14 protein-coding genes are annotated in these 24,870 nt (G+C 43.7%); 2 read left to right on the top strand and 12 right to left on the bottom strand.

Features of this window, described 5'->3' with window-relative positions:
* Nucleotides 1-12: 12 nt before the first annotated feature.
* The 5 genes from GC096_RS07790 to GC096_RS07810 all read right to left on the bottom strand — a co-directional run bounded on the left by GC096_RS07790 (nucleotide 13) and on the right by GC096_RS07810 (nucleotide 12,570).
* Complete coding sequence (locus GC096_RS07790; protein ID WP_171629664.1) at nucleotides 13-1,866, bottom strand: heparinase II/III family protein; 1,854 nt, start codon at nucleotides 1,864-1,866, stop codon at nucleotides 13-15.
* Nucleotides 1,867-2,152: 286 nt separating this feature from the next.
* Nucleotides 2,153-8,875: an S-layer homology domain-containing protein gene (locus GC096_RS07795; protein WP_171629665.1), complete on the bottom strand. Its 6,723-nt coding sequence runs from the start codon at nucleotides 8,873-8,875 to the stop codon at nucleotides 2,153-2,155.
* A 97-nt stretch (nucleotides 8,876-8,972) separates the two neighbouring features.
* A complete protein-coding gene (locus GC096_RS07800) occupies nucleotides 8,973-10,571 on the bottom strand; it encodes an ABC transporter substrate-binding protein (protein WP_171629666.1) in 1,599 nt (532 codons plus the stop codon).
* Nucleotides 10,572-10,661: 90 nt separating this feature from the next.
* Complete coding sequence (locus GC096_RS07805; RefSeq protein ID WP_171629667.1) at nucleotides 10,662-11,555, bottom strand: carbohydrate ABC transporter permease; 894 nt, start codon at nucleotides 11,553-11,555, stop codon at nucleotides 10,662-10,664.
* 34 nt (nucleotides 11,556-11,589) lie between these two features.
* The gene (locus GC096_RS07810) at nucleotides 11,590-12,570 is read right to left on the bottom strand and encodes an ABC transporter permease (protein WP_171629668.1); all 981 of its coding nucleotides are present in this window, start codon (nucleotides 12,568-12,570) and stop codon (nucleotides 11,590-11,592) included.
* Nucleotides 12,571-12,813: 243 nt separating this feature from the next.
* Between GC096_RS07810 and GC096_RS07815 the strand changes: the two genes are divergently transcribed.
* Nucleotides 12,814-14,415 (top strand): response regulator, encoded by a 1,602-nt coding sequence (locus GC096_RS07815; RefSeq protein WP_171629669.1) that lies wholly within the window; start codon nucleotides 12,814-12,816, stop codon nucleotides 14,413-14,415.
* Nucleotides 14,399-16,207: a sensor histidine kinase gene (locus GC096_RS07820; RefSeq protein ID WP_171629670.1), complete on the top strand. Its 1,809-nt coding sequence runs from the start codon at nucleotides 14,399-14,401 to the stop codon at nucleotides 16,205-16,207. The genes GC096_RS07815 and GC096_RS07820 overlap by 17 nt, the downstream gene beginning before the upstream one ends.
* A 51-nt stretch (nucleotides 16,208-16,258) precedes the next feature.
* On the opposite strand, the gene GC096_RS07825 is transcribed toward GC096_RS07820, so the two are convergent.
* The 7 genes from GC096_RS07825 to GC096_RS07855 all read right to left on the bottom strand — a co-directional run bounded on the left by GC096_RS07825 (nucleotide 16,259) and on the right by GC096_RS07855 (nucleotide 24,868).
* Nucleotides 16,259-16,921: a hypothetical protein gene (locus GC096_RS07825; protein ID WP_171629671.1), complete on the bottom strand. Its 663-nt coding sequence runs from the start codon at nucleotides 16,919-16,921 to the stop codon at nucleotides 16,259-16,261.
* A 13-nt stretch (nucleotides 16,922-16,934) separates the two neighbouring features.
* Nucleotides 16,935-17,777 (bottom strand): amidohydrolase family protein, encoded by an 843-nt coding sequence (locus tag GC096_RS07830; protein WP_171629672.1) that lies wholly within the window; start codon nucleotides 17,775-17,777, stop codon nucleotides 16,935-16,937.
* Nucleotides 17,774-19,705: a DUF8034 domain-containing protein gene (locus tag GC096_RS07835; RefSeq protein WP_171629673.1), complete on the bottom strand. Its 1,932-nt coding sequence runs from the start codon at nucleotides 19,703-19,705 to the stop codon at nucleotides 17,774-17,776. Before GC096_RS07835 ends, GC096_RS07830 begins: the two co-directional genes overlap by 4 nt.
* A 12-nt stretch (nucleotides 19,706-19,717) precedes the next feature.
* Nucleotides 19,718-20,830 carry a glycoside hydrolase family 88 protein gene (locus tag GC096_RS07840; RefSeq protein ID WP_171629674.1) on the bottom strand — a complete coding sequence of 371 codons (1,113 nt, stop codon included), beginning with the start codon at nucleotides 20,828-20,830 and terminating at the stop codon, nucleotides 19,718-19,720.
* 15 nt (nucleotides 20,831-20,845) lie between these two features.
* Nucleotides 20,846-21,751: an aldo/keto reductase gene (locus GC096_RS07845; RefSeq protein ID WP_171629675.1), complete on the bottom strand. Its 906-nt coding sequence runs from the start codon at nucleotides 21,749-21,751 to the stop codon at nucleotides 20,846-20,848.
* Between the two features lie 144 nt (nucleotides 21,752-21,895).
* Nucleotides 21,896-23,170 carry a Gfo/Idh/MocA family protein gene (locus tag GC096_RS07850; protein ID WP_171629676.1) on the bottom strand — a complete coding sequence of 425 codons (1,275 nt, stop codon included), beginning with the start codon at nucleotides 23,168-23,170 and terminating at the stop codon, nucleotides 21,896-21,898.
* 126 nt (nucleotides 23,171-23,296) lie between these two features.
* Nucleotides 23,297-24,868, bottom strand: coding sequence for an ABC transporter substrate-binding protein (locus tag GC096_RS07855; RefSeq protein ID WP_171629677.1), 1,572 nt, complete (start codon nucleotides 24,866-24,868; stop codon nucleotides 23,297-23,299).
* Between the last annotated feature and the right edge of the window lie 2 nt (nucleotides 24,869-24,870).

The raw sequence follows: 24,870 nt of genomic DNA on the forward strand, positions 1-24,870 counted from the left end.
CCCAGGTCATCGTTAATCTTCTCTGATTTCGAATCGAAACTGGACCGTCATTTCCAGTTCCACTTGCTTGCGATCCAACACAATCCGGTAAAATGGCATACCCGACTTGTAGTGAGAGTCTACCAGGAGATGTTCGATTTCAAGATTCCACTGCTCAGGATCGTAGATGAGTGTCACGGCATTCATTTGCAGCCGGCCGTTCCCTGTCGCTTGAGGCTCTAGAGAACTGATGAAAACCTCTTGAAACGCAGCTGATGCTTTATTCAAAATAACGTGATCCGTTATGAGCAATTGGGGGATCTCATCAAATGGACGTTTCCACACAAACTCTCGCGTGAGGCGTTCCAATGCAACGCAGTCGTAAGCTTTCGTCAAATCAAGGGTTACTTCTAGTTCATTTTCTGAGATTTGCTGGTGCAGGATCTCTGATCTGTATGACTTGCCAAATCCTTGTCTGCAGCCATCTACAATGGGGACGGAATGCCCATGAGAACCTGCGTTGATCATCTCGTACCTAATCTTGGGTTGAAAATATTGTCTGGTGTAGCGTCCTAGTCCTAAATCAGCCAGCACATTCTGACCATTCACATGTAAAATAAAGTGCCCCAGATCATTATGATTGTGTGGCTCTTCATTATGCCCACCTTTAGCAGCAAATGCTGTAATCCCACCATGCGCATGTTTAACTTTCGAAATAACCCATTGATTTCCTGTGAAAATTTGTTCCTGAATCCTCTCGCTATCATCTGCCGCGTGCATAATTTCCGAATCCAATGACCACAGCATCCCTCGCGTTACATCTAGCCAATTACCCGGAACAGGTTTCATTCGGTATTCGTCTGTTGGTAGCTGCAGATTGGGTACATATTGCTGTAAGCGCTGAATAAGTCCTAGATTCAAGGTGACCTCCTCGGCCGAATCCGAGAAATTGACGACTTTCCCCGCTGTTAGCATACAAAATTGCGGAAACTGCGAGATCGCTGCAACCTTCTCATCGCTGAGAAGTGAAATCCGCCCATGGGTTCGTTCTTTTAACAATTCTGCAAAGTAAACGAAATGTGAAAACCCATATTGCCAATAGGCTGGCCCCTCTGGTGTTGCACCCTGCTCATCAAATCCAGAAAAGTAATTCCGCAAGACCCCGATCACACGCCAAAGCATGCCAGCCAGTTTCTCACTATCTTCGATCATGTAAATGGCCGTTGCCCCTATACTTGAGGAGCATACCGCTGGCCAATTATTTGTTTTCAGTTCCCAGTTTTGAGGTGTGGGGTCATTGAAGTATACGTTGAAAATCCGCTTTTCAATCTCCTCATTCACCCGATGAATAATCCAAGGATGCAAACGATCTTGAAGCAAATGAACCGTCTCCGCCAACGTGAATGCGGTCATCCCAGCTAGAAGGTCTACTGTTTCACGAGGTGGAACAGGTTGATCCCAGATACCGTTCGGATATTCATTCACGTATAGTCCCACATGTGCTGGTATTACCCACGTGTATTCATTGCATACGTTCCAAATCGCGTTCTCTAGTCCTGACTTCCATTTCGGATTATCTTCTGTCATCGCAAGCGTGCTGAAAGTATGAATACCTGCATACAACTGTTCGAAAACATTCTGATAGATCGCTCGATCTCCCGTATCACCAAATAAAGTGAACTCCGTAAAAAGCGGGGCTCGAACGGGATTTTCAATAAGATGTTCTGCCCTCTTTTCTAAGGAAAGCCAGAAATCCGAGTAGTTGTCATCTGTCCGGATCCGACGCCAATTCTCAGGATCAGTTGCTTCTGAATAAAGGGTACGTGGTAAATGCTGCGTTTCCTCTAATGCATTCTTTAGCTGACGAAAGGTTAATTGTTGAAGCATATTTATTTCCCTCGCTTTCCTAATAGAAAAGAGCCATTGCTGACAATTGCAATGACTCCATATACGTTGGTTATCTATACATTAATTTTACGAAACTGGGCGAGGTATGAATAGGGAGTCAATTTAAAGATAAAGCTAATAAATTGCTCTCGTGAAAGAGGCTGGATATGAAAAGCAATTAAAGTTACTTTTTTCAACTTATTTTCAACTTATTCATGTAGACGTCTTATGAACAAAAAGAAGGCACTCCTTGTGAGAGTGCCCTCCTTGGCATCGTTCGATATACCTATTCAATCGCTTGTGTTGCTACTAATAAGTTATACAGGACTTGAGCAGCTTCGGCACGAGTCGTGATGCCTTGCGGATCGAATTTGTCCGCTGAGCGACCTTGAATCAAGTTAAGGGACAATGCCGTTTTCACAAATTCAACCGCCCATGGTGATACTTGATCCACATCTGAGAAAGAGTGAGTGGCTGTACTAACAGCTTTACCATTCTTATACTCGTATGCTCTGAGAAGCAAAGTAACCATTTCCTCACGAGTAATTTGCGCATTTGCGTCAAACAATGTGGCGCTCTTACCTTGGACAATACCAGCCTTCACAGCAATGGATACCGCATCAGCATACCATTCGCCTAATTTCACATCGGTAAATGTCATTCCGCCTTTTTCCGTAAGTTTCAAAGCTCTAACCAGAAGCACTGTGAATTCAGCACGAGTTACACTGCGTCCTGGTTCAAAGGTCGTAGCACTTGTACCGGTCAAGATTTGCTTCGCTGCAAGTTCCTTGATTACGTTGGAGGCCCAGTGTCCAGATGGCACATCCGTGAATGTCTTCGTAACTTCAAGAAGAGCATATTTACTAAAGTGGTTGATTTCCGCCGATATGACACCATTGTTTACTTTGCCTCCGACATACTCGAGTTTACCGTCATTCGCCAGATAGTAGATACCTGCCAATTTCGGATTCATCGAAGGACTAACCTTGAATTCAAGCTTGATCGGTTTATCAAACTTCGAAAGATTGATCGTTTTCCCGTCAGCTGTTTGAATGGATAAATTGAATTCAAACACATCACCGAATAGTTTGTTTACTGTATTCGCAGACTGACTACTTTTGTTAATCAGTTCTTTCGCATCCGCAATGGATAGCGGGTTCATCTTCAGTGAAATGGTACCACCTTTTAACTCATCCGCGGAAAGTGTTCTTGTTAGTTGCTTTAGCACATCGGATGGAATAGAAAGTGTCAACGCATCTGATTTGATTTCCAAATTGTTACGCTGAATTAGATCAGCCGTATTCCCCGGAAGTTTGATACCCGTCGTGTTAGCAGGAATCTCGAGTGTTGTTCTTCCGTTTTCGCTTTTCGCTAATTGGCCAGGATCAACAATGACAGTACCATCTGGTTTTGGTACTGGTGGGATATAACCACCCGATCCATTATTCGGTTCTTGTTTGAACGAAACATGGATTGTATGATTGCTCGTTACGCCCACAAACGTGTACGTGTTGCTTGTTACCGTTACATTCGTAGCGTCTACCATCAACGTATCGATCAAATAACCACTGTTCGGTGTAAAGCTGAACGTTCGATCTGCACCATTATCGACATTTACGCTGCCGCTCGGGCTAATCAAACCGTTGCTGCCAGCACTTGCCGTGATTGTATGAGATGTCAGCGGTGCTGGTATGAACGTAACATGAATCGTATGATTGCTTGTCACATTGGTAAACGTGTACGTATTGCCTGTTACCGTTTCACTTACACCGTCTACGGTCAATGCGTCGATCAAATAACCGCTATCTGGTATGAAAGTGAAAGTTGCGTATGTTCCTTCCGTTACAGTTACGTCGCCGATGATGACACCACCGATGCTTGCCGTAGCCATGATCGTATACACGTTTGGTGGAACTTCCGTGACATTGACGTGAATCTCTGCACCGGTGTTCGCAAAACGGTTTCCATCGAAACCATTCCAAGTAAATACATCTGCTCCTACATAATCAGTAGCAGGCGTGTAAGTGAAGTTGGCAAAATCGCTTGCGAGAATCACTTGATCTGCCACTATAGCTGTTCCGCTTAACGTCAGTGTACCATGGGTTGGCAGTGTAAGAATCTTCACACTGCTCAAGGCATCACCATCGAGATCATGGAAGCCAAAGTTTGCAGCCGTAAAATAAACTGCTGTGTTCACAGTAGCTGTCCGTGTTGTGTTAGAAACGATTGGTAGCTTATTCAATGAAATCGCTACGGTTTTGGCAACTGCTTTCCCTAGATTAATACCATCGTAGCCTACAAAACTCAAGGCACGAGGTGCAACGCTTGGGGGTGCTACGTTGTTTTTGTACTGCACAGCTTGGAGTGCGGCTTGCCATTGAGCGGCAGTTGCACCACTTGCAGATGAGAGCGTAAGAATACCTGCAGTTGCATCGTAGCTGCCTGCAATATCTCCCATTGAGCTTGGAGCATTAGTTAGCTGCAAGACATCTTCTGTTTCCTTAAGGCCATCCATGATGCTTACCATTACTTTTGCAGAATTGGGTATCGCAGTAGTATCCATGTCTTTAAAAGTAATCGCATTATCAACAACTACACCCGTTGTATCCGCATAGTATGTGGTCGTATTGCCTGATGGTGTGATCACAGGACCCATCGTGTCAATTGAGTTGGTTACCGCTACATTGTCCCAGTAGGTAGTTAGAACATCGGATAACGCATTCCCCCAAAGGCCACCAAAGGCAATGAAATCGGGCGATTCTGTCGTCAGTGATTCTGTATGCACGAGTGTACCATCAATATATTCTTTGAGCTTACCTGTTTCGGTTAAATCAAACTTGAATTGATGCCATCCTAATGATCTTGTAACGCCAGATTGAACAAACTTATTACCACCAGTACCTGTGCTCGGAGCTCGTTTCGCATACTGGTTTCCTACATTTTGTGTTGCATCCTTAAACTGTGCGAGGAACCAAGAGTTCATAGGAGTAGCCGTATTAGATTTCAGTTGAAGCGCCTGGTTAATCTGAGTCGCATCTGGATTGCTGTCGTAAAACCAACCGCTAACAACTTTGTTTAATAAATTCCAGCCTGAAAGCGTTTGGACTAAACCATTCTTATTGGCGTTATTCGCAGCCGTAGAAGCACCCTTTGAGGCAAAGCTTTGATAGCCATCGTAGCTATTTGCTGTACTCGTGTCAGGTACTGCTGCGGTATCAGCTGTTGTCCAGTTGCCAAGTTTTGACGGGCTTACGGATGTATTGGCTTTTATATTCTCAAAGTTTTCAAATAGGTGTGTCTGGATTACGTTTAAGAAGAATCTCTTTGTAATCACTGTAGCCCCATCCGTTACCGTACAGGTAACTGTATACAGGCCAACCGGAAGTGACATGCCAGATGTAAATGTACTTGTCGTACCGTTAGCATTTGTCACGCTCATGGTAACCTGCGGATTATTCCCGCCTCTGATGTTGGGTATAAAAGTCACTGCGGCACTGGTAACTGATATGCCGATTGTTCCCACTGTTAAGTTGTTGGGGACAGTGAAGTCCAGCGGTGCTGTAAGTGTTGTTGTATCCACAACTGTCACATTATCAAAGTTACCCGAGCTGTTACCGCCTGTGAAAAAATCTCCCAACGCAATCGTGTTAAAAGAAGAAGCCTTGTTGGAATACCCTATCCAAGTTTGATCCATATATAGATCCACACCGGTACCGGATGAATAATCAAATGTCAGCTTGTGCCAACCTGATGTACGAGCAACACGGGATGTTGCCCATGCTCCTGTGCCCATTGTATACGAGTAATACTGAGCGGAGTTGTCTGTATGGACTCCCATGCCGTACATGTTGCCGAGTGCAGCCAAGCCACCAGCCCCACTATTATCTACATGTGCAACTAGACTCTTGGTCGGAGCCATGTCATCATAGAAATCCACAGTGGCAACCTTAGAATAGGATGTCTCGAGGATCTTGTAGATGGCACTTTGGTCACCACTGCCGTCCAGCTTATAGCTGTGTGTGCCTTCCGACTTCTGTGTTGTATCCAGAGCTGGTGATCCGAAACCCCATACCCAATTTAATGGATTCCATGTCGTATCTTCAAAACCATCCTTATAGGTATAAGGTGCTGGATAGGATGGGAATACAGTCTCTGTCAAACCAAATTCATCCACATAACCTCTTAATTTACCGCCGTTACCATTTTGAGCCGCATAGATGGTAACACTGGTGTCGTTAGGTCCTGTTGTAAAGGTGACATTGATTGGCCTAGCGCCTGCACCAGCAGGCCCATAGATCATGGAGGAGTATTCTTTTTTCACTGAACCACCGCTCAAGCCTTCGACTCCGAACTCAATAAAGTCTGTCGTAGAGTCAGGTGTAGAGTCAAACAGTACGAAGTCACTAAAAAAGGCATTACGTGGCGTCGTTGTATTCGTGTTTGTGAATTTCAAATAAACATCATAAGTCCCAGCTCCAAGTGGATTAGTAACGCCAATTGCAGTTTTATAGGACCATCCGCCTGATGATGCGTCATCGCTAAATGGGTCTGTGGCAATCAATACTCCGCCAGCAGCAGGATCTCCAATATACATGTCGATCTTACCCGTAGTGGAAACAGAAGATGTACCAAAATACACTTTGTCCACGCCCGGTGCAAACTCCACATCTTTGAATTTCAAGGTGGTGTCAGCTCCGGTGATCAAGTAACCATCGGTTGCACGGTAAGAAACAGGATTAACGGGTATACTGGACGTCTCCATATCACCAGCAAACACATAGTGTCCCATTACCTTTCCCCATACACTTGCGTTGTATCTTGTGTTGGGTTTCACGAGAATCGTTTGGGAAATCTTTTCGCCGTTTTCCAAAACAACTCCTGTGAAGCCATCTTTGATCAATCCGCCGTTTTTGGCTCTATAGTCCCATGCATTATGTTTGATAACTTCTGGACTATCAGCTGCCGGAGTTGCCGTCCAGTTATTCAAAGCGTCGACAAAACCACCATTCTTCACCAACTGCCTGTAAGGAATATCGTGTATCTGGAAAGTTGGGTTGATAGTAGCCGCATTGGCAAAGTCATATCCCGCTTTCCAAGTCACGCCAGGTTGGACCGCGCCCGGTACCGCAGAAGCAGAAGTATGTCCGTCTGTAACACCGGCAATCTCCGCACTACGGTAGCCTGCTGGATTGGCCAAAGCAAAATTGAAGTTGGCTGCATCTACAAACATAGATCCAATATTGGCAACAGTACCAAGGACATTGAGTTTCTCAGTCGCTCCACCAGAAACCTGTGAGTTAAATGCACCTGTGAAGATATTGCCCATGATCACAGTTCCATAATTGCCGAGTGTATCGTTAGCATCACCCCAGCTGCTATACGCCGTGGCATTGTTATATGCCGTGTTGTTCACCACGACCATACGCTCGCTAGGTGTGTTAATGAGAAAACCGACGCTAGTATTCCAAACGATGTTGTTATAAATCATGGCATTATTGGACACGTTGTCGAAATAAATACCTTCACCATTTGGCGTATCATGTACGGTATTATGGTGAACTTCAGAACCTCCAAAATCGTGGTTCACAACATAAAAGACACCGCCGTCATAGGAAATCTTCATGGCATCATACATGTCATTGTACTGAATAACGGAGCTGCTAAACTTGCCGCCAATCGCACTGCGACCTGTAGCATGTATGGTATTGTGGCTAACTAGTTGATTGTAACCATAAATGGTGACTCCGTCAGCATACACACCATAACGGTCAACGTCGTGTATGTGATTGTTAATGACCTTGTTGTCATGACCTTTCATAATGATTCCAGCGCCGAACATATCTTTGATTTCACTATCACGCACCGTGTTGTTGTAGCCATCCAGTGTAAAACCTGAAACCAAACCATCTGTTATTATACTCGTATCAAAAAGTCTATTGTAGGAATCCACTTTTTCAATAACTGCACCCTTTAATGTGTTGTCGTGGGAGTTTGCGAAGTTGATTCCGGCAGCTCGTACGTCAATACCTTGGATGGTAATTCCTGAACGACCATCTAAATTAAAAACATACGCTCTTTTCTTTGCCTCAACGGCACCGCCGCTTGGATCCACCACAACATTGGAGCCATCCGTCAAAACCATATACAGTTTCCCAGCGGTAACATCCTTATACCAAGCTGCTGTATTGGCTGTTGGGGCTAAGGCAATTCTCTGCAGTGCAGTAAGGGAGTTAGTCAGATAAAAACCAAAGCCTGGGCTCGCGCTTTTCGGGAAATAACCGGAGGTATAAGGCCATTTAAAGGTTAATGAAGTGCTGCTGGCCGTAACTTCACCCGTATAAACGGTAAATCCATTAGCTACAGATGAAACAAGCAACGCACCTTTCCAGGCATCCGTTGTTGTCACAGGTAAGTTACCAGTTACAGATTTGTTAGAATACGTCATATAGCGACCATCAGGTGTTCCGACAGGCCCTGTAGGATCAGTAGTAAATTTTGCATACTTTGTCTTAATAAACATCTCACTATCCTTGATATTTGGCCATCTGGCTTGGCTCATGGATACGGGTTTCCCCGCTGCATCCGTATAAAAGACAATATTGCCATTACCATTGTCAAAATCCCAAGACATAGGTGCTTCATAAATGTTTGCACCAGCGGCTGAGGACGTCCATCCTGTCACCAAGTCGCCTCCGGACATGATCACTTTTTCACCGCCGTAGTTCTTAAATGTTACATTGTCACTTGCAGGTGTAACCGTCTCACGATAAACGCCAGTCCTAATCTCGACGGTGTCACCGCTAGCTGCCATAGTAGCGGCTTTTTGGATGGTCTTAAACGGTGCGGCTAAAGAACCATCGTTAGCGTCGTTTCCATTTGTACCATCAACGAAGTAACTTGCTGCAGCAGCAGCAAATGTTTGAACCGGCATGGATAGAATAGGCGCGCAAATCATTAGAATCGCTACCAATAGGGCAATTATCCTGCGCGATTTTGTAAACGCTGTCATTTGGGAACCTCCTAAAATAAAATCGATTTTTGAGTAAGAGAAAGAGAGCCATTGCAATAAAACAATGGCTCTTTTCTTTACATCAATTTCCTACAACCTATTTCTTCGTTTTCAAGAACTCATCCACTTGCTTTTGTAGTTCAGCTGTAATTTTATCTGAACCTGCCTTTTTCATTTTGTCAATAAATTCCTTGTATTTCGCATCAGAATCAGGAACAGCGCCTGTTTCAATAATTTGTGTTGCTCCTGAACCCGCATATTCTTTTACAACAGCCTGAATCTGAGCAAGCTCTGTTTTAATTGGATCTAGATTAGGTTTATATCCTAGTAAAGGAGAAATTGTTGCACCTGCATTGGTATCTTGCCAAATTTTCGTGAAATTTTCTGGATTTGCTTGTGTTTCGAAACTATTAGCTGTATTACCAGAAGCCCAGTTCCATTGACCATATTTCGCATCTGGAGTCCCTTGACCTGAGTAACCGATAGTTTCAATTTTAGTATCAGAAATCTTCTTGTAATGCTTACCTTCAATCCCCCATACAAGAAGGTTATATAAATCTTTTCCTTTCTGCGAATCTAATAGGTTTAGAAGCTGCATCGCACGTTCTGGATTTTTAGACGTTCTAGGAATAGCTAAGTTAGTAGAATCAGACAAGTTGGAGATCACATATTTCTCTTCCATAGGAATGACCTGAACGGGGAATCCATATCGTGTACTATCAATCTTGGATTGATCTTCAATGCTGCCTACCATCGTATGGAACCAAGCAATATTTCCGTCTGCCTTGCCTTCATCTTGACGTTGATTTTGCATGCTCAAGATATCTTTGCGAATGTACCCTTTGGCATACCAATCCGTCATCGTTTTGATAAACAACTGCTCTTGCTCGGTTTCATAAATATTGACTACCTTTAAACTTTTCGGGTCTTTCAAATCACCAGCTAATTTGAATGGTGCTGTTAACATGTTGTGATGCTGCATTCCTGGAAGATTCGCTGTGCTAAAGCCTTTGCGTAATTGGTTGTTCTGCTTCAACTTCTCCAGATAATTTTCAATAACAGCTAAAGATTCTTTGGAAACTGGCCCATATTTATAAAAGGTTTCCTGCGCAAGCTTCGGATCGATATATCCTTTATCGATAAACTCTTTCGGTACACGCAGCGTTGGACGATTATCTACAGCTTGTTGATAGTTTGGAATCGCATACAATTTACCATTCACACGGGCACGGTCCAACACCCAAGCAGGAATCTCTTTTTTGAGATCAGGTGCGAATTTATCAACCAAGGCATCTAGCTCCAAATAAGAACCTTTGTTGACTTCACCTGGATAATCCAAGACATAACCTGTCCAAGCAATGTCAATTGGTTCTGCCGCTGCCGCCATTAACTTCCATTTATCTGCATAAGCCGTGTTAACAATGGGTTCAAATTCAACCTTTGTATTTGGCAATAGCGTAGCCAACTTCTTGTTAAACTCATCCCAAACCTCTTGCGAATCCGCTTGTTTCCCTGAACCAAACGTGACAAACTTTAATGTCACCTGCTTTGGTGCTTCTGAGGCTGCAGCACTTGCTGTTGCGTTAGTCGTTGTGGAAGGTGAGTCAGTGCTCGTTTTACTACATCCGGTTATAAGTAAAGCCGTTGTCATACTTAGAACAATCGTCTTGCTAAACACACTTTTAAGCGTCTTCATATTTCTTTTATCCCCTTTCAATCTGCTCAAATAGTATATTATACAACTCCGAAGCCAAGCAACAACCTCGGAATTGGTATAAACATGTAATTATCCTTTTACAGCTCCAACTGTAAGACCTTTAGAGAAATATTTTTGAAAAAACGGGAAAACAAGCAGTAATGGACCCGCAGCCACAATGGCCATTGCAAAGCGAATGGATTCAGACGGAAGTTTATATAGATTCACATTTTCCATCGTTAAATTGTAGGTCATCGCATTCTTGAGGAAATCGATTTCCATTAAAATTCGTTGCAACAGAAATTGCAGCGTGTAGAGCTTTTCATCACGAATATAAATTAAGGAAGTAAACCAATCATTCCATTTGTCTAATAATACGAATAGCCCGATGGTTGCAAGTGCTGGTTTAGACAATGGGAGTATAATTTGCCAATAAACTCGAAATTCACTAGCGCCATCCATTTTTGCAGATTCGACCAGAGCATCAGGCAAACCTTGAAAAAACGTGCGTAAAATAATGATATAGAAGGCATTTGCAAGTGTCGGAAGTATATACACAAAGATCGTATTATTTATATGAAGATACTGTGTGATGAGAATGTAACTCGGAATAAGTCCCCCACCGAATAACAGCGTGAAGAAAATAAACATCACAATCGGTTTACGAAGCTTAAAGTTTTTGCGAGAAAGCGCATAGGCACAAGTGGACATCACAATCAATCCACAGAACATACCTCCCACTGCCTGAACAGATGTTGTTAGATACGCGTATAAGATTTGGTCCGGCTTGCCGAATATGAGTTTGTATGCGGTAAGATCAAACTGCATCGGAATTAACTTATACCCATACTGCAACAATGATTCCTCGTTAGAGAAAGAGACGGCGATAACGAGTAGAAACGGTATGATAAACGCTAAACTAAATAATATCAAGATGACATGAATGAATTTATTTCCTAAATTAGCAGAGAATGACTTAGACATTCTGGGCGCCTCCTTCATACTTATTTCGAACACATTAGAATAACGAATTCTCAGGTCTTATTTTAGTTACAATCCAATTACTAATGACGATTAGAATCAGTCCAACAACCGATTGGAACAATCCTACAGCGGCCGATATGCCAAAGTCCCCAGCACGTAATCCTCGATAAACGTACGTATCAATGACATCCGTTGTTGGATATAACACCCCGATATCCCTAGGAATTTGATAAAACAACCCAAAATCTCCTCTGAACAAATTACCAATAGCCAGAATAATGATGATGGTCAACACTGGGGCAAGCGATGGAAGTGAAATGGCGAAAATTTGTTTCATTCTTCCTGCCCCGTCAATTTTGGCAGCTTCAAACAATTCCGGATCAACGCTCATCAAGGCTGCATAATAGATAATGGAGCTTAATCCAACAGTCTTCCAAATTTCAACCGATACGATGATGTAAGGCCAATACTTGGCATTCGAGTACACATCAATCGATTCGAATCCGAAGAATTGCAGCAATTGATTGAAATAACCTAATGTAGGATTGAATAGCGCGTAGGTCATGTATCCGACTAATACCCAGGATAGAAATTTCGGCATAATCATCGATGTTTGATAGAATTTCAAGGCCAATTTCCCACGAATCTCGAACAGCAAAAGCGCCACTGAAACGGCTGCAATATTACCCAATACGATAAATATAGCCGCATAGCTTACTGTATTTCTTGTAATCCGCCAAGCATCCATGGAGGTAAAGAAGTATTCAAAATTTTTGAACCCAACCCAAGAACTCCCTAGAATGCCTTCGCTATACTTGTAATCTTTAAAGGCAAGTATGATCCCGAACATCGGGGTATAGTGGAAAATCAGGTAATAGAGAATCGCTGGCAATGTTAGAGCAAATAAAGCTATATTTTCTCTAACTAATCTTTTAAAGGAATTACTTCTGAGTGGCTTAGCGTTTACTTTACTTTTTGTTTCATCCGATAGGTTATTTATGACTGTCTCTCTCATCCTGCGCTCCCCCTTTGCTTTAATTTAATTCTACGAAATAGGGGTATAATTGAATAGGGAGCCAAATTAAACAAACGGTTAGCAAATTGTGCAAATCACGGGGATAAAGTTACTGAATGCAAGTAAGGTTACTTATTTCAACCAATACAGTGAAAGAACCTAGAAACACTCCAAATTCGAGCTGCCTTTGAGCTATAATGAGGTAAGCGATAAGAAATGCATACAGCGAGAGGATGGCGTACTATGTACAAACTTGTGCTAGTTGATGACGAAGAGATTGTACGCAGAGGATTAAGATATTTCCTGGATTGGGAATCACTTGGGTTTCAAATCGTAGCTGATTTCGAGGATGGTAAAGAAACAATTGACTATTTAAAAAACAATGAAGTTGACATTGTGTTATCAGATATTCGAATGGCAGAGATTAATGGCATCCAATTAGCCAAGCATATCTATGAGAACTACCCGCAGATTCGTGTCATTATCATTAGCGGTTACAAGGATTTCGAATATGCCCAACAAGCCATTGCTTATAATGTAGAGAATTATTTGCTAAAGCCGACGAAATACGATGAAATTACACATGTCTTCGAAAGTTTGAAATTAAAGTTAGATCAACAGAAAAGTGCTACCATTCACCAGCAACAGCAATCTGTTCGCTTTGATGAGCTTCTTCCTCTATTGAAAGAGCAATTTTATACAGATTTAGTCATGGGAGCCTTACGGAATACGAATGAGCTTCATAAACGCGTACAATTATTATCTCTTTCCTTAGACCCAACCCATTGTCCATGTGCTTTGGTTGACTTAGAGCTATGTGAGCCTGAGAAGCTGACCATAAAGCCAGAAAAGCTCACTTATTCATTAAAAAGTATTTTCCTAGCTGAGAATGATCATTTCTTATATAAGGCCGTATTTAATGAATATCAAGGAATGAAGTTACTTGCTTTTCCGAATCAGGAAATACGGCAAGAGGACCTAGAAAATCAACTTGTTCTAGAGCTGAATGAAATTATTTCTCGAATCCGAAACAATTTTGATATTGAGATTCGTTATGACGTAACAGCTACATTTCATAACATGGTTGAACTAGCGCAATTTAGTGTACCCTTAAAGCTGGTCTATGAAGAGACACGGGGAAAAGATCGGTTAGAGCCAATCGAATATGACATTCTGTTGGAGAAGTACAAGCTGTTCATGGCCCATATTACGGACGGTCAAATAGAAAATACCATGAGCTTGCTTGATCGATTCATGGACGAATTTCGAGATTTGCCAATCTCCTTCGTTCATCGTTTGATCATGGACCTGTTCGCTATGGTTTTTCGCTATTATGCTGATCGGGGCTTGGTTGGCAAAATACCTCATGAGACCGCTCACAATTACCATGCTGTCATTGAAATAGGCGATCTGGAAAATGTACGTAAATGGGCCAAGCAGTTCATCCGTGATCTCATGGTACTTAATGTGAATTCCAAAGAAACGAATGCCAAGTTAATCGTCGATGCAGCGCAGAAGTATATCCTGCAGAACTTTCATCGGGATCTGTCGCTTGAGGAAGTGGCTAATCATGTTTTCTTGAATCATATCTACTTTAGTCGGATTTTCAAGCTAGCCGTAGGCATCAATTATATCGACTACTTAACTCAATTACGTATTCAAAAAGCGATTGAATTGTTGGAAACTCGCCAATATAAGATTCATGAAATTACCGAGAAAGTCGGGTATCTTAACAGCAAATATTTTGCTCGCCTGTTCAAACAAACAACGGGCGTCAGCCCTAAGGATTACATTCGACAACAAAGCTTGCGTTCAGAAGGTGCTGCACATGAAAACAAACCGTAATCTACTTCAAGCGGTCCGAATGTATAAGTTTCAAAGCCTTTTTATCAAGAGTTTAATCTTGATATTTCTGCTCGTGATCGTTCCTTTCACAGGATTAAGCATCGTGATGTATGTGCAAATGAATAAAGCCATCGAGACAGAAATAAGCGGCGTTAATATGAATGCCCTTTACCGTGTAAAGGACAGCATTGACACGATTTTCAAACAGATGGACCATGTTTCGCTAGAAATGATTTATCAAGATGACGTTGGATCCTTTATGTTATCTCCTTCTGACACCAACGATCTTTCTACCAAAATGCAATCCATACATGACAAGATTTCAATGTACACGCGATCCTTTAAATACATGGATTCCATTTACGTGTTTTCGGAAAAGAACACCTATATGCTCTCCAATCGTTTTGACTCTCCCTTAACTGAATTTGATGACAAAACTTGGTATAAAAACGTCTATCAGAAAATGGACAGCAATCGCACGTTTATGGATCTGCGTAAACGAAATGATACGTATCCATTCTACATTTCCTTTACGCGACCTGCTTATCTCTATGAGAATAAAATTGGTGCTGTTACTGCGAATATTGACATTGAAGAACTTCGTAAATTTCTAAATCAAGCCGATAAGCAATTAGAAAATACGTACATCGTTGGTGGCGATGTCGTTGTTTACAGCCATAATCGGAATGATTTCATGTCCAACATCCGTGACATTGATCTTCTGAATCGTGCGGAAATCCTTACTGAAATTACATCTCCTACATCATCGATTAAAACGATTCATAAACAGAAATATATTGTTTCTGTGCTTCCTTCTGAGGATAAAAATTTAACTTATATTTCGTTGCTGCCGCTCAATAATTATGAGCAAAAGATGAAGGATCTCCGTACTTTTTTATATGTGTTTTCTGCCATCGGCGTTATCATCGTCTTGGTCGTTTCTATTTTGATCTCTATTAAAACGTTTTCCCCTGTTAACCAAATCATGTCGATGATTGAAGATCAGGAGAAGTTAGAGCCTCTCATGGACTCCAATGAGAAAAGTAAATGGAACGAAGTACGAACCATCACCAGTTCGATCTTTCGAACACTCGACGCCAAGAAAGGCCTCGAACAGGAGCTTCAGCTCCGTATGCATTCGTTACGAAAGGCCCAAACGATCGCTCTGCAAAATCAGACGACACCGCATTTCTTATATAACACCTTGGAAACGATTAAATACCTAGCTATCGAATTAACCAAAGGTCACAATCAAGTATCCAAAATGGTTACAGCCCTTTCAGATCTGCTGCGACGTAGTCTGGATACCGATCAGCCATTGACTGATATTCGGGATGAAATCCAGCATGCAAAGCAATATGTGGACATTATGCAAGCTCGATATCCGAATAAATTCGATGTCATCTGGCAAGTCCAGGAAAGTCTACTTTCTTGCCAAATCTTAAAGATTTCCATTCAACCGCTATTGGAAAACGCGTTTCAGCACGGGATTATTCCTACTCGGAATCCAGGACAGATTATCATTACAGGACTGCGTACATCGGACGGGATTGTCATCACCGTTTCTGATAATGGGAAAGGAATGCCAGAAGATCAACTCGTTAGTCTTCAACAAAAGCTAGCCAGCGGGGTTAATTTGGAGGAAAAGCATATTGGTTTAAAAAACTTAAATCAGCGTATTAAATTACTGTTCGGTGATGCGTACGGGGTGTTCATTACCCCAAATCTACACAGAGGTTTAGCCGTATTTATCGTGATTCCTGAAAAAAGTGACAGTCAAGACATCGAATAAATCAATGAAAACAGCCGGTTTAAGAGTCGTTTGACTCCGAACCGGCTGTTTTTATAGCAATCGCTCCATTTTACGCCAAATCTGCTGGCCCTCTATCGCTTCTTCCCATAGGTCAAAATGAGGGTACATCACCTCGTGCCAATTCGTCGGTGATTGCTTCGTGGTCAGCAAGCCTTGACGAGTGTTCGAGCTAATCCTGCTTGGTAACTCATGATAGGAGAATATCAGCCGGTTATGCATACCAATCATATACGTCTGATTAAAGCTGTTGGGTGACTCTTCTTGCTTCTGGTAATGATAATAGATATAGCTCGGCACCATCTCTGGCTTTAATCTCGCTATCGAACCTACGCGCTCATCTATCGAATGATTGCCGCGCCAATCTTCATCCGGTATGCCATCATGAAACACGTCGATCATGGGAATTGTCAATCGATGCAATGTCTCATTGGTGCTGACACTTGTGTCGGGTTCTTTGGGCCACTTCTCCAGATAGCGTTCGAAAGAAACGGGCCAATCCCACATGGAAGAACTGAACCTACTTACTGCCTCGGCATAGACGCAAACATATAAATCGCAAGCGAATACAGCTGCTTGTTCTAGACCTGCAGTACCCCATTCTTCACGCAGTGCAGCTTCATGTTCCTTTACGATTTGCTTGAATTGGTTAGCCGTTCCTCTACGCGTTTGTGAATAGAACAATACTCTTTGCATGCCCTTCACTCCCCTACATGCCCAAATAAAAATATTTCGCATTGTGCATACGTACATTCGCACGCTCTTGGTCGCTCCAATAATCCGGTAGCAACTGTTCGAATAATTGAACAACCTCTTCGTACGTACCTGCCATTAAAGCAACCGGCCAGTCGCTGCCAAACAGGATACGCTTTGGACCGAATTGCTCTGCCGTGTGACGTATATACGGTGCTAAGCGCTCTGGATTCATGCCCTCTGCGGGAGTGATCATGCCAGACCATTTACAATATACATGAGGGAACTCGGATAACTTATTGATATAGTCTGACCAAATCTTTATTTCACCCGTGCGAATAGGGGGACCACCTAAATGATTAATAACGGCTTTTAAGTTGGGTACTTGATTTAGAATTTTTAATACTGCTGGGCATTGTTCAGAACCAATAAGCAGGTCGACTTTAAAATCATCTACCTCCAACAACTGGAGATTCGCTATCATTTGATCTGACACTTGATCTTTGTATGTCTCGAAGATAGCTCGGTCCAACCTGATCCCAACAAATAGCGGATTGTTACGTAAACGTTTATAATCGTCAGCAAAAGAATCCGCACATGGATCAAGATAGCCGACTACACCAAGGATTCGCTCATCTTGACTTGCGAGTTCAAGCAGAAATTCCGTCTCTGCAACTGTCGGCGCTGCCTGAACCGCTATGAATCCATGTAATTTGTCCGTATGCTTAGCCCCAACAGCGTCAGCTAGATCGGATGGCATGTAATTCTGGTACAGAATCGGATTACTGGGCTTCAGCCAATGATAATGCCCACGCTCCAACTGCCAGAAATGGACATGCGTATCGAGGTAAGCAATCATACGATTCGACCTCTGATCAGCTTCTCCGCAGATTGTTCCACTTCTGCACGCCATGGTGTCTCATAGGTCGGCTGATTCACATATCGTTTCATGTGCAGCTTGAGTTGAATGCCCGCACCTGGAGCCAAACTTACAGGCAACCACTTGCCATCGACGTCGCCTTCGTCAACTTTATCGCCGTTCTGATTATAGCTTTCCATGTACGTAAACTGATGTTCACCGAAGCTGCCCGCTTGTACAACTACTTCATGTTCTTTAAATAAAGACAAGTTTACCAATGTTAGTGTAACAAACTCGTCGCCTAACGCTTCAACCAAAGCACCGATATCCTCCGGTAGACCGCAACGCTTACGTTTTGCATCGAAATAACGTACTCGAGCATGCTGCAAACCACCATGTGAGATGTGCATGGGAGCGCCAAGCATCATTTGAAGCAACCCTTCAAAGTAAACCGGCGAATATTCCTGCCATTGATGAATGCTGTACGGATGATCCCAGTCCCAGCTAGTTGGATCCCCCTCGGGTGAGCGCAGCTTTTCTAACTGTAGGGTGATCAACTCTAGATTTTGCTTTAAAATTTGCTCCGGATAATCAGGGAACTGACCTCTCATATATAAATACCAAGGCACTGTATTCGCAATATAATGTTTCGTTTCCTTACGCGTTACTGGATTTCTTCCCGAAATAGTTGGCATATCAATCTTGCGGAAATGATCCTCGTAGGGAATCCGGTCTACACGAGTTGCATCTTCCTCCGCCATCGAAATTGTCCATAGGTAAATAGGATACGTCGGAACTTGGATTCGATAGTCCGTCCAACCAGCATCAAAATGCTTATTCGGCACATGCCATTTCCCATTGATTTCTTTCCCTAATTCCCAATTTAGATCCAATTGCGAACGTGCCAGATCTAACTTACTACGATCACCTGAAAGAAGTACGGCATTCATGCCCGCATTTGTCAGTGGCTCGATAATAGACATAAATCCGTGCGGCCAGCGGTAGCCATAGTACCCGCCCCACCATTTGCCGTCATTGTACTCACCGATCGTATCACTTAATCCAACGTTATCCGGAATCAGCCCACCGTTACGCTTCGTGCGTTCTTCCCAAGCTGCCAAATAATCCAACACCCACTGGCGATAAGATTCATCACCTGTATACATAAAGGCATTGGTCATGAGTCCAGTCGAGTTCAAATTAAGAGGGACATCGCCTTTCGCTTTACGCTCATTCATTCGGCTTATAATCTCGCGGTAAATGTCATCGTCGGACCACTTGCACTTTCCGCTAGCGAAGTCCACACCTGGAATATCTTCGAATGGGGCTAAGTAATCGTCGAGTACACCGCGGTGCGTGACCCAGTCTTCTTCCGTCATCTCAAACCGTGGTCCCTTGCTGCCTGTAATTGGCGAACGCATCAGCTTCAGCTCCGCATCAAAGTTAGGGACTTCCGGGTTCCTACCCATATAGAGCTCAGCAAACTTCACTGCACGCTGTCGATTCTTCAGTAAATGCGGATCGGATAAACCAAGGAAATAAAAATATAAATAGCCTTCGCCATGATGCATCCAATCATAATAAGCGTCGAATTCATTATGAATTTGACCATATTCGGTCCATTGCCACGTAATGGCATCCCACATAAGACGGGATAATCGCTGAATTTCTTCATTGCCGCCAAGCGTGTACAACAAAGATAAATTCATAAACGCTTCATAAGGGTCATCGGATCCATCCATTCCTGGCCAGTCTTCTCGCCAAACAATGGTGCCATCCTCCCGCGTATAGCGTCGGACATATTCAACTGCTGCTTCATTTAAAGTATCGATTAATTTCCGTTCCATAAGTGCCCAAGTTGGCGGACTCCACGCATCGGCTGCATGGATCGTACTCGTCGTGGCATTGGAGCTATTCTTCTGTGACATGGATCTTTCCTCCTACCAAAATGTATCGTGTACGCCGCGCAGCTTGCAGACCGCTTCTGCGAAGAAATAATCGCCGTAGATCATCGGTACGTTTACGTGTGTTTTCTTAGGGCGATTAGCTGTGCCCATGCGAAGAATGGCTTCCTCACTCGGGTCATCCCAAGCTGTGTATCTCTCGTTTAATTTGAAAATCAATTTCTCAGCCGAGCGGCGATAGAACGCCGACTCACGCTCAGGAACCAACAGACTCAACTCCAACATCCCACTCGCTGCACAAGCTGTGGCACTAGAGTCCATCGCCATATCTTCTTCCCACGGCGCTCGGAAATCCCATGGCGGCAACCCATCCTCGGGTACACTCGCCAGGAAGAAATGTGCTGCACGTTTAGCCGCATCGATATAGCGCTGATCCCTTGTGTAGCGAGCACTCAGCGCCATGCCGTATAGGGACCACGCGGTGCCGCGTGACCATGCCGAATCCGGTGAATAACCCTGCCCACCAAGCGCTTCTTGTCTTCCCCCCGTTTCGGGATCGAAACACACAATATGGTGAGATGACCCATCCGGACGAAGAAATTCTCGCAAAGTCATGTCCGCATGAAGAACAGCCACATGCCGAAACCGCGGATCCCCCGTCTCTTCACTTGCCCAGTAGAGAAGCGGCAGGTTCATCATGCAGTCAATAATTGCCCACCCCGTCCGCTCAGGTTGGTTCCAAGCGCGAATGAATTGCCCTTTCGCATTGTATCGTCCAACCAGATGACTAGCTGCCGTCAAGGCGCGCCGTTTCGACTGTTCACTGCCAAGCAGCTTGTACTGTGCCACGGAGGATAAGCTCCACATAAACCCTACATCATGATGCAGCGGATAAAAGTCAGCAAGCACGGGGTCCATTAAGGTTTCAATCTGGTCTGCTGTTTCTTTGAGTTGATCTTCCTTCGACTCACGATAAACTAACCAGAGTAAACCTGGCCAGAACCCGTTCGTCCACCAATCCGCATCTTCACTGTTATACTTGCCATCGTAGGAGATATATGGGAAATCAGCGCCGATGGAAACGTTCATATGCTCTACTTTGCCTATAATTCTATGCCACAACTCGTCTATCCATGGTGCATTCGTCATCTGAAATTAACCCCTTTACCAAGATAATGGCTGACCTGGAAATAAAGCGAGCAGCCGCTCCAATTCATGTTGTGGCAATCCTACTCCATCGCAATAGCTAGCATTGAGTGCAAGCGATCGCATTGAAGTCGTTCCCGTAAGGGTAACCGTAATATCCGGACTAGAAAGGCTGAATCGCATAGCAGGCTCAATAAGCCCTTTGGGTTCCGTCTTTCTCAGGAAGTCCAACTGTCCTATGCGGCGCTGTGCTTCTTTAAACAACGGCGCATCTTGCTTGATAAATGGCGCTGGCGACTCAGCAAGAAGTCCCATTCCTAGAACACTTCCGTTAATAACGGATACACCATATTCCTTAGCTGTCGGAAGAAGCTCATCCATAGCCGTATAGTCGATTAGCATATAGCGACTGAACGTTTGAATCGAATCGATATGCCCTGACCGAATAAAAGGAAGTAACAACGACGGATTGAAAGCATTAACCCCAATCGCTCGCACCTTCCCTTGTTCTTTCAGTTTAAGAAAAGCAGGAATGGTTTCATTCATCCCCATCTCTGAGTTTAGTTCCGAAAGCTCATGCATCTGAATGAGATCTACATAATCCGTGCCCAGACGTTTCAGACTTTCTTCCACGGAAAGAATCGTATTCTCATAGGTATAGGGCACTCCGCGCATCACGGCTTTGGTAGCTAGGAAGACCTTATCCCTTTTTCCTTGCATCGCCTTCCCGATTCGCCGCTCACTTTCTCCCTTGCCATATAACGGTGCTGTATCGATAAAGTTGATCCCGAGCTCCAAAGCTCGATCGATCACCTCGGTTACTTGTTCGTCTGTTACTGGACCGAAGTCCCCGCCAAGCGGAGCGCCACCAAGCCCGAGCTTTGATACTCGAATCCCATTTTTACCAAAAGTTGTATACTCCACAGGATCACTTCCTTTGTCTCTTCTCTAATAATTTAATACTACGGAACTGGGTTAAACATGCATAGGGAGTCAATTTAAAGATAAGTAGGATAAATTGTTGTACACGGGTACTTGGGGTCACCAAAAACAAGTAAAGTGACTTATTTAAACTTTACCTTTTAACTCTTTGAAATAATCGTCGATGCGAATAATCTGACTCTCCAATCGCGACTTCTCAGCGGCAAACGCCATCAGATGACTCTGAACAGAAGCCCGTGCACTTGTTAGTCCAGCTTCTTCCCCATCACGGCTAACTAAACGAATGAATTCCCGCATAATTCCGTGATCACCACCCCCATGACCATCCAATGGTGCATTCATTTCAATCGTTCGCGTCTCACCCGTAATAAAATTACTAACTTCGATAACGTTTTTCTCCATATCGGCTCTGATCTGACCTCCTGTTCCCATCAGCTTCATCGATCTGCCTCCTTCTTTGGTGAAGGCACACATTGTAAAGGCAACAGTAACCTCGTTCGCGAACTCCAAATTGACGACCTGATGATCTACCACATTGTTATCACAGTGATATACGCATCTGCCGTATGGCCCGTCTTTCAAAGCTTGAAGGACTCCTTCTCTACCGTCATCGTTACTGACAACTTTTCGCAGCATAGAACCTACCCAGTCCTCTCTGTCCAAGTACATTTTAGGAGCATAGTAGGGACATTCGTTCTGGACTGGGCAACCATCTAAACAATACAATGGCGCTCCCTCTGGGGCACTTTCTGCACGAAAATGTGTTAACGCGCCAAATGACGACACCTTCGTGCACTCGGCATCCGCTAGCCAAAGCAATATATCCATGTCATGGCAGCTCTTCGCTAATATCATTGGACTAGAAATATCGGAGTTTCGCCAGTTTCCTCTCACAAAACTATGTGCTTGATGGCGGTGTTCCACATTTTCCGTATGTTGAATAGAAATAAGTCTGCCTATCGCTCCATCAACGAGTAACTGCTTAAGTTTCTTATAGAATTCGGTATACCTAAGTACATGGCAGATGGAAAACACTCGTTTATATGTTTCGGCGTATTCCCCCATTTGGACGCACTCGGTCGGACTCGGTGACATCGGCTTTTCGAGTAGCACATGATAGCCTTTCTCCAATGCTCGAATAGCCGGTTCAAAATGCATTTGGTCTTGCGTGCAAATTAATACTGCATCAGCAAGCTTCGGCCCATCAAGCAGAAGCTCCCAGCTTTCATATACATTTGTATCCGCAATACCATGAGTCTGCTGGAATCGTATCCTTCTTATGGGGTCAATCTCGGCGATCGCTACAAATTTCACTTCATCAGGGTAGTCGAGAGCATAGGATGCGTAAGCATCTGCTCCTCTTTGTCCCGCTCCTATTAATACCGCTGTGATCGTTGCCATCAGATATTCGCTCCTTTAAAATAACCAAATTTATGGAGTCATCTCTCCCCTTGATACTTGGCATTCACTGCCTTTATCAAAAGAGAGGCCATAAAAAGCATTATAGCTTCTCATGGCCACGTTCAATTACTTGCTTGTAGCTTTCCAAGCATCAAGTTGTTTTTGCTTCTCAGCAATAATCTTGTCTCCGCCTGCACTCTTGAGTTTTTCAAGGAATGTTGGCAAATACTTGTTAGGATCAACTGAACCAGAAGCTAGTGCGTTATACAGCTCTGCAATGACTGCATCGGTGTTAGCTTTCTCTGCTTTCACTGGCGTAAAGTCAAAAACGAAGCCCAGTGCATTGGAAGGTGTTGCGTTCTTATTGAGATCTACCCACATTTGCGTAAACTTCTGATCGTTTCCTTTTGGGTCGCCTTCCGATAAATAGGAAAGTGCCATGTTACCAAATTCCCAAGGAGCAAACATCTGGTAGCCGCCTTCTTTAAGCGTTTCTATGCGAGTATCAGAAATCTTCTTGTAATGCTTACCCTCGACGCCCCAGACTAGTGTGTTGTAAATTTCTTTATCCGTATTTAACAAATTGAGGAACATCATCGCTCTTTCTTTATTTGGCGAATTGGCGGATATAGCCGTTATAGTCGCTGCAGCTTTGTCTGTCGTAAGCAGCGGCTTCACGAATTGGAAGTCATAGGACTGTGTATCTGGATTGAAGCCGGACATTCTTCCTGTCGCTTCCATACCTGCTGCTGCGAAAGCCACGGAGTCAATATCGATCTGGCCCAATTGCAGTGCATTCTTTCCAGCCTTCCGATCAGCATTCGTATCTTTCAAGGTCGCTGCGTCTTTCCGTAAATATCCTTTGGAGTACCAATCCCTCATCAATGTGAGATAGTCTTTGAATTCAGGTGTTTCATACTGATTAACTACCTTGCCACCATCTTTTAAGTAAAGATCGCCTGGCGTCTTTGCATCACCTAAACTTTCAAGGCCAAACATCGGAGGCGCAGTTGTGAACGCATCGGTAAACTCCCAAGGAACTAGATTAGGCTCGCTCTTCTTCACTGTTTCCAGGAATGGCGTTAGGTCAGATAACTTGGTCACCGACTTCCAATCCAGTTTGTACTTATCCGCTACTGCTTTCTGTATGATATAGCCGTACCCAGCGGTTGACTGTTGGAAGACAGGAACCCCATAAATTTTTCCTTTCACTTTAACGGCATTCCAGAACATATCTGGGATACCTTTCTTCATGTCCGGATATTTGGCTATCAAATCATCTAACGGCGCATAAGCGCCATTCGCTACATTTTGAAAGTAATTGTTAAAGCCTGCCGCTGTCCATACGAGATCATAGGGTTCGCCAGAGGCCATAGTAACTTTCATTTTCTCTTCGTACGCACCCCAATCAATAAGTTTCAATTTAACTGTGGCATTGATTTTCGGTTTTATGAGTTTATTAACAGCATCTTCTACCGTCTGCAAATCCTTCTGAGGGCCGTTCGGGAAGTAATACGTAAGCTCAACTGGTGCTAATGGAGCTACTGTTGGTTGAGCAGATTGAGCTGCTGCCGTACTTGGGGCGGGAGTTGCAGAAGGCGTTGGCTCAGTCTTAGTAGTACTACACCCAGCTAGTGCGACAGAGAAACCAATACTCAGCATAACAAGCGAACGTTTCATTTCCATTGATTTGTTCATTG

Source organism: Paenibacillus plantarum, assembly GCF_013141695.1.
GTDB lineage: Bacteria > Bacillota > Bacilli > Paenibacillales > NBRC-103111 > Paenibacillus_E > Paenibacillus_E plantarum.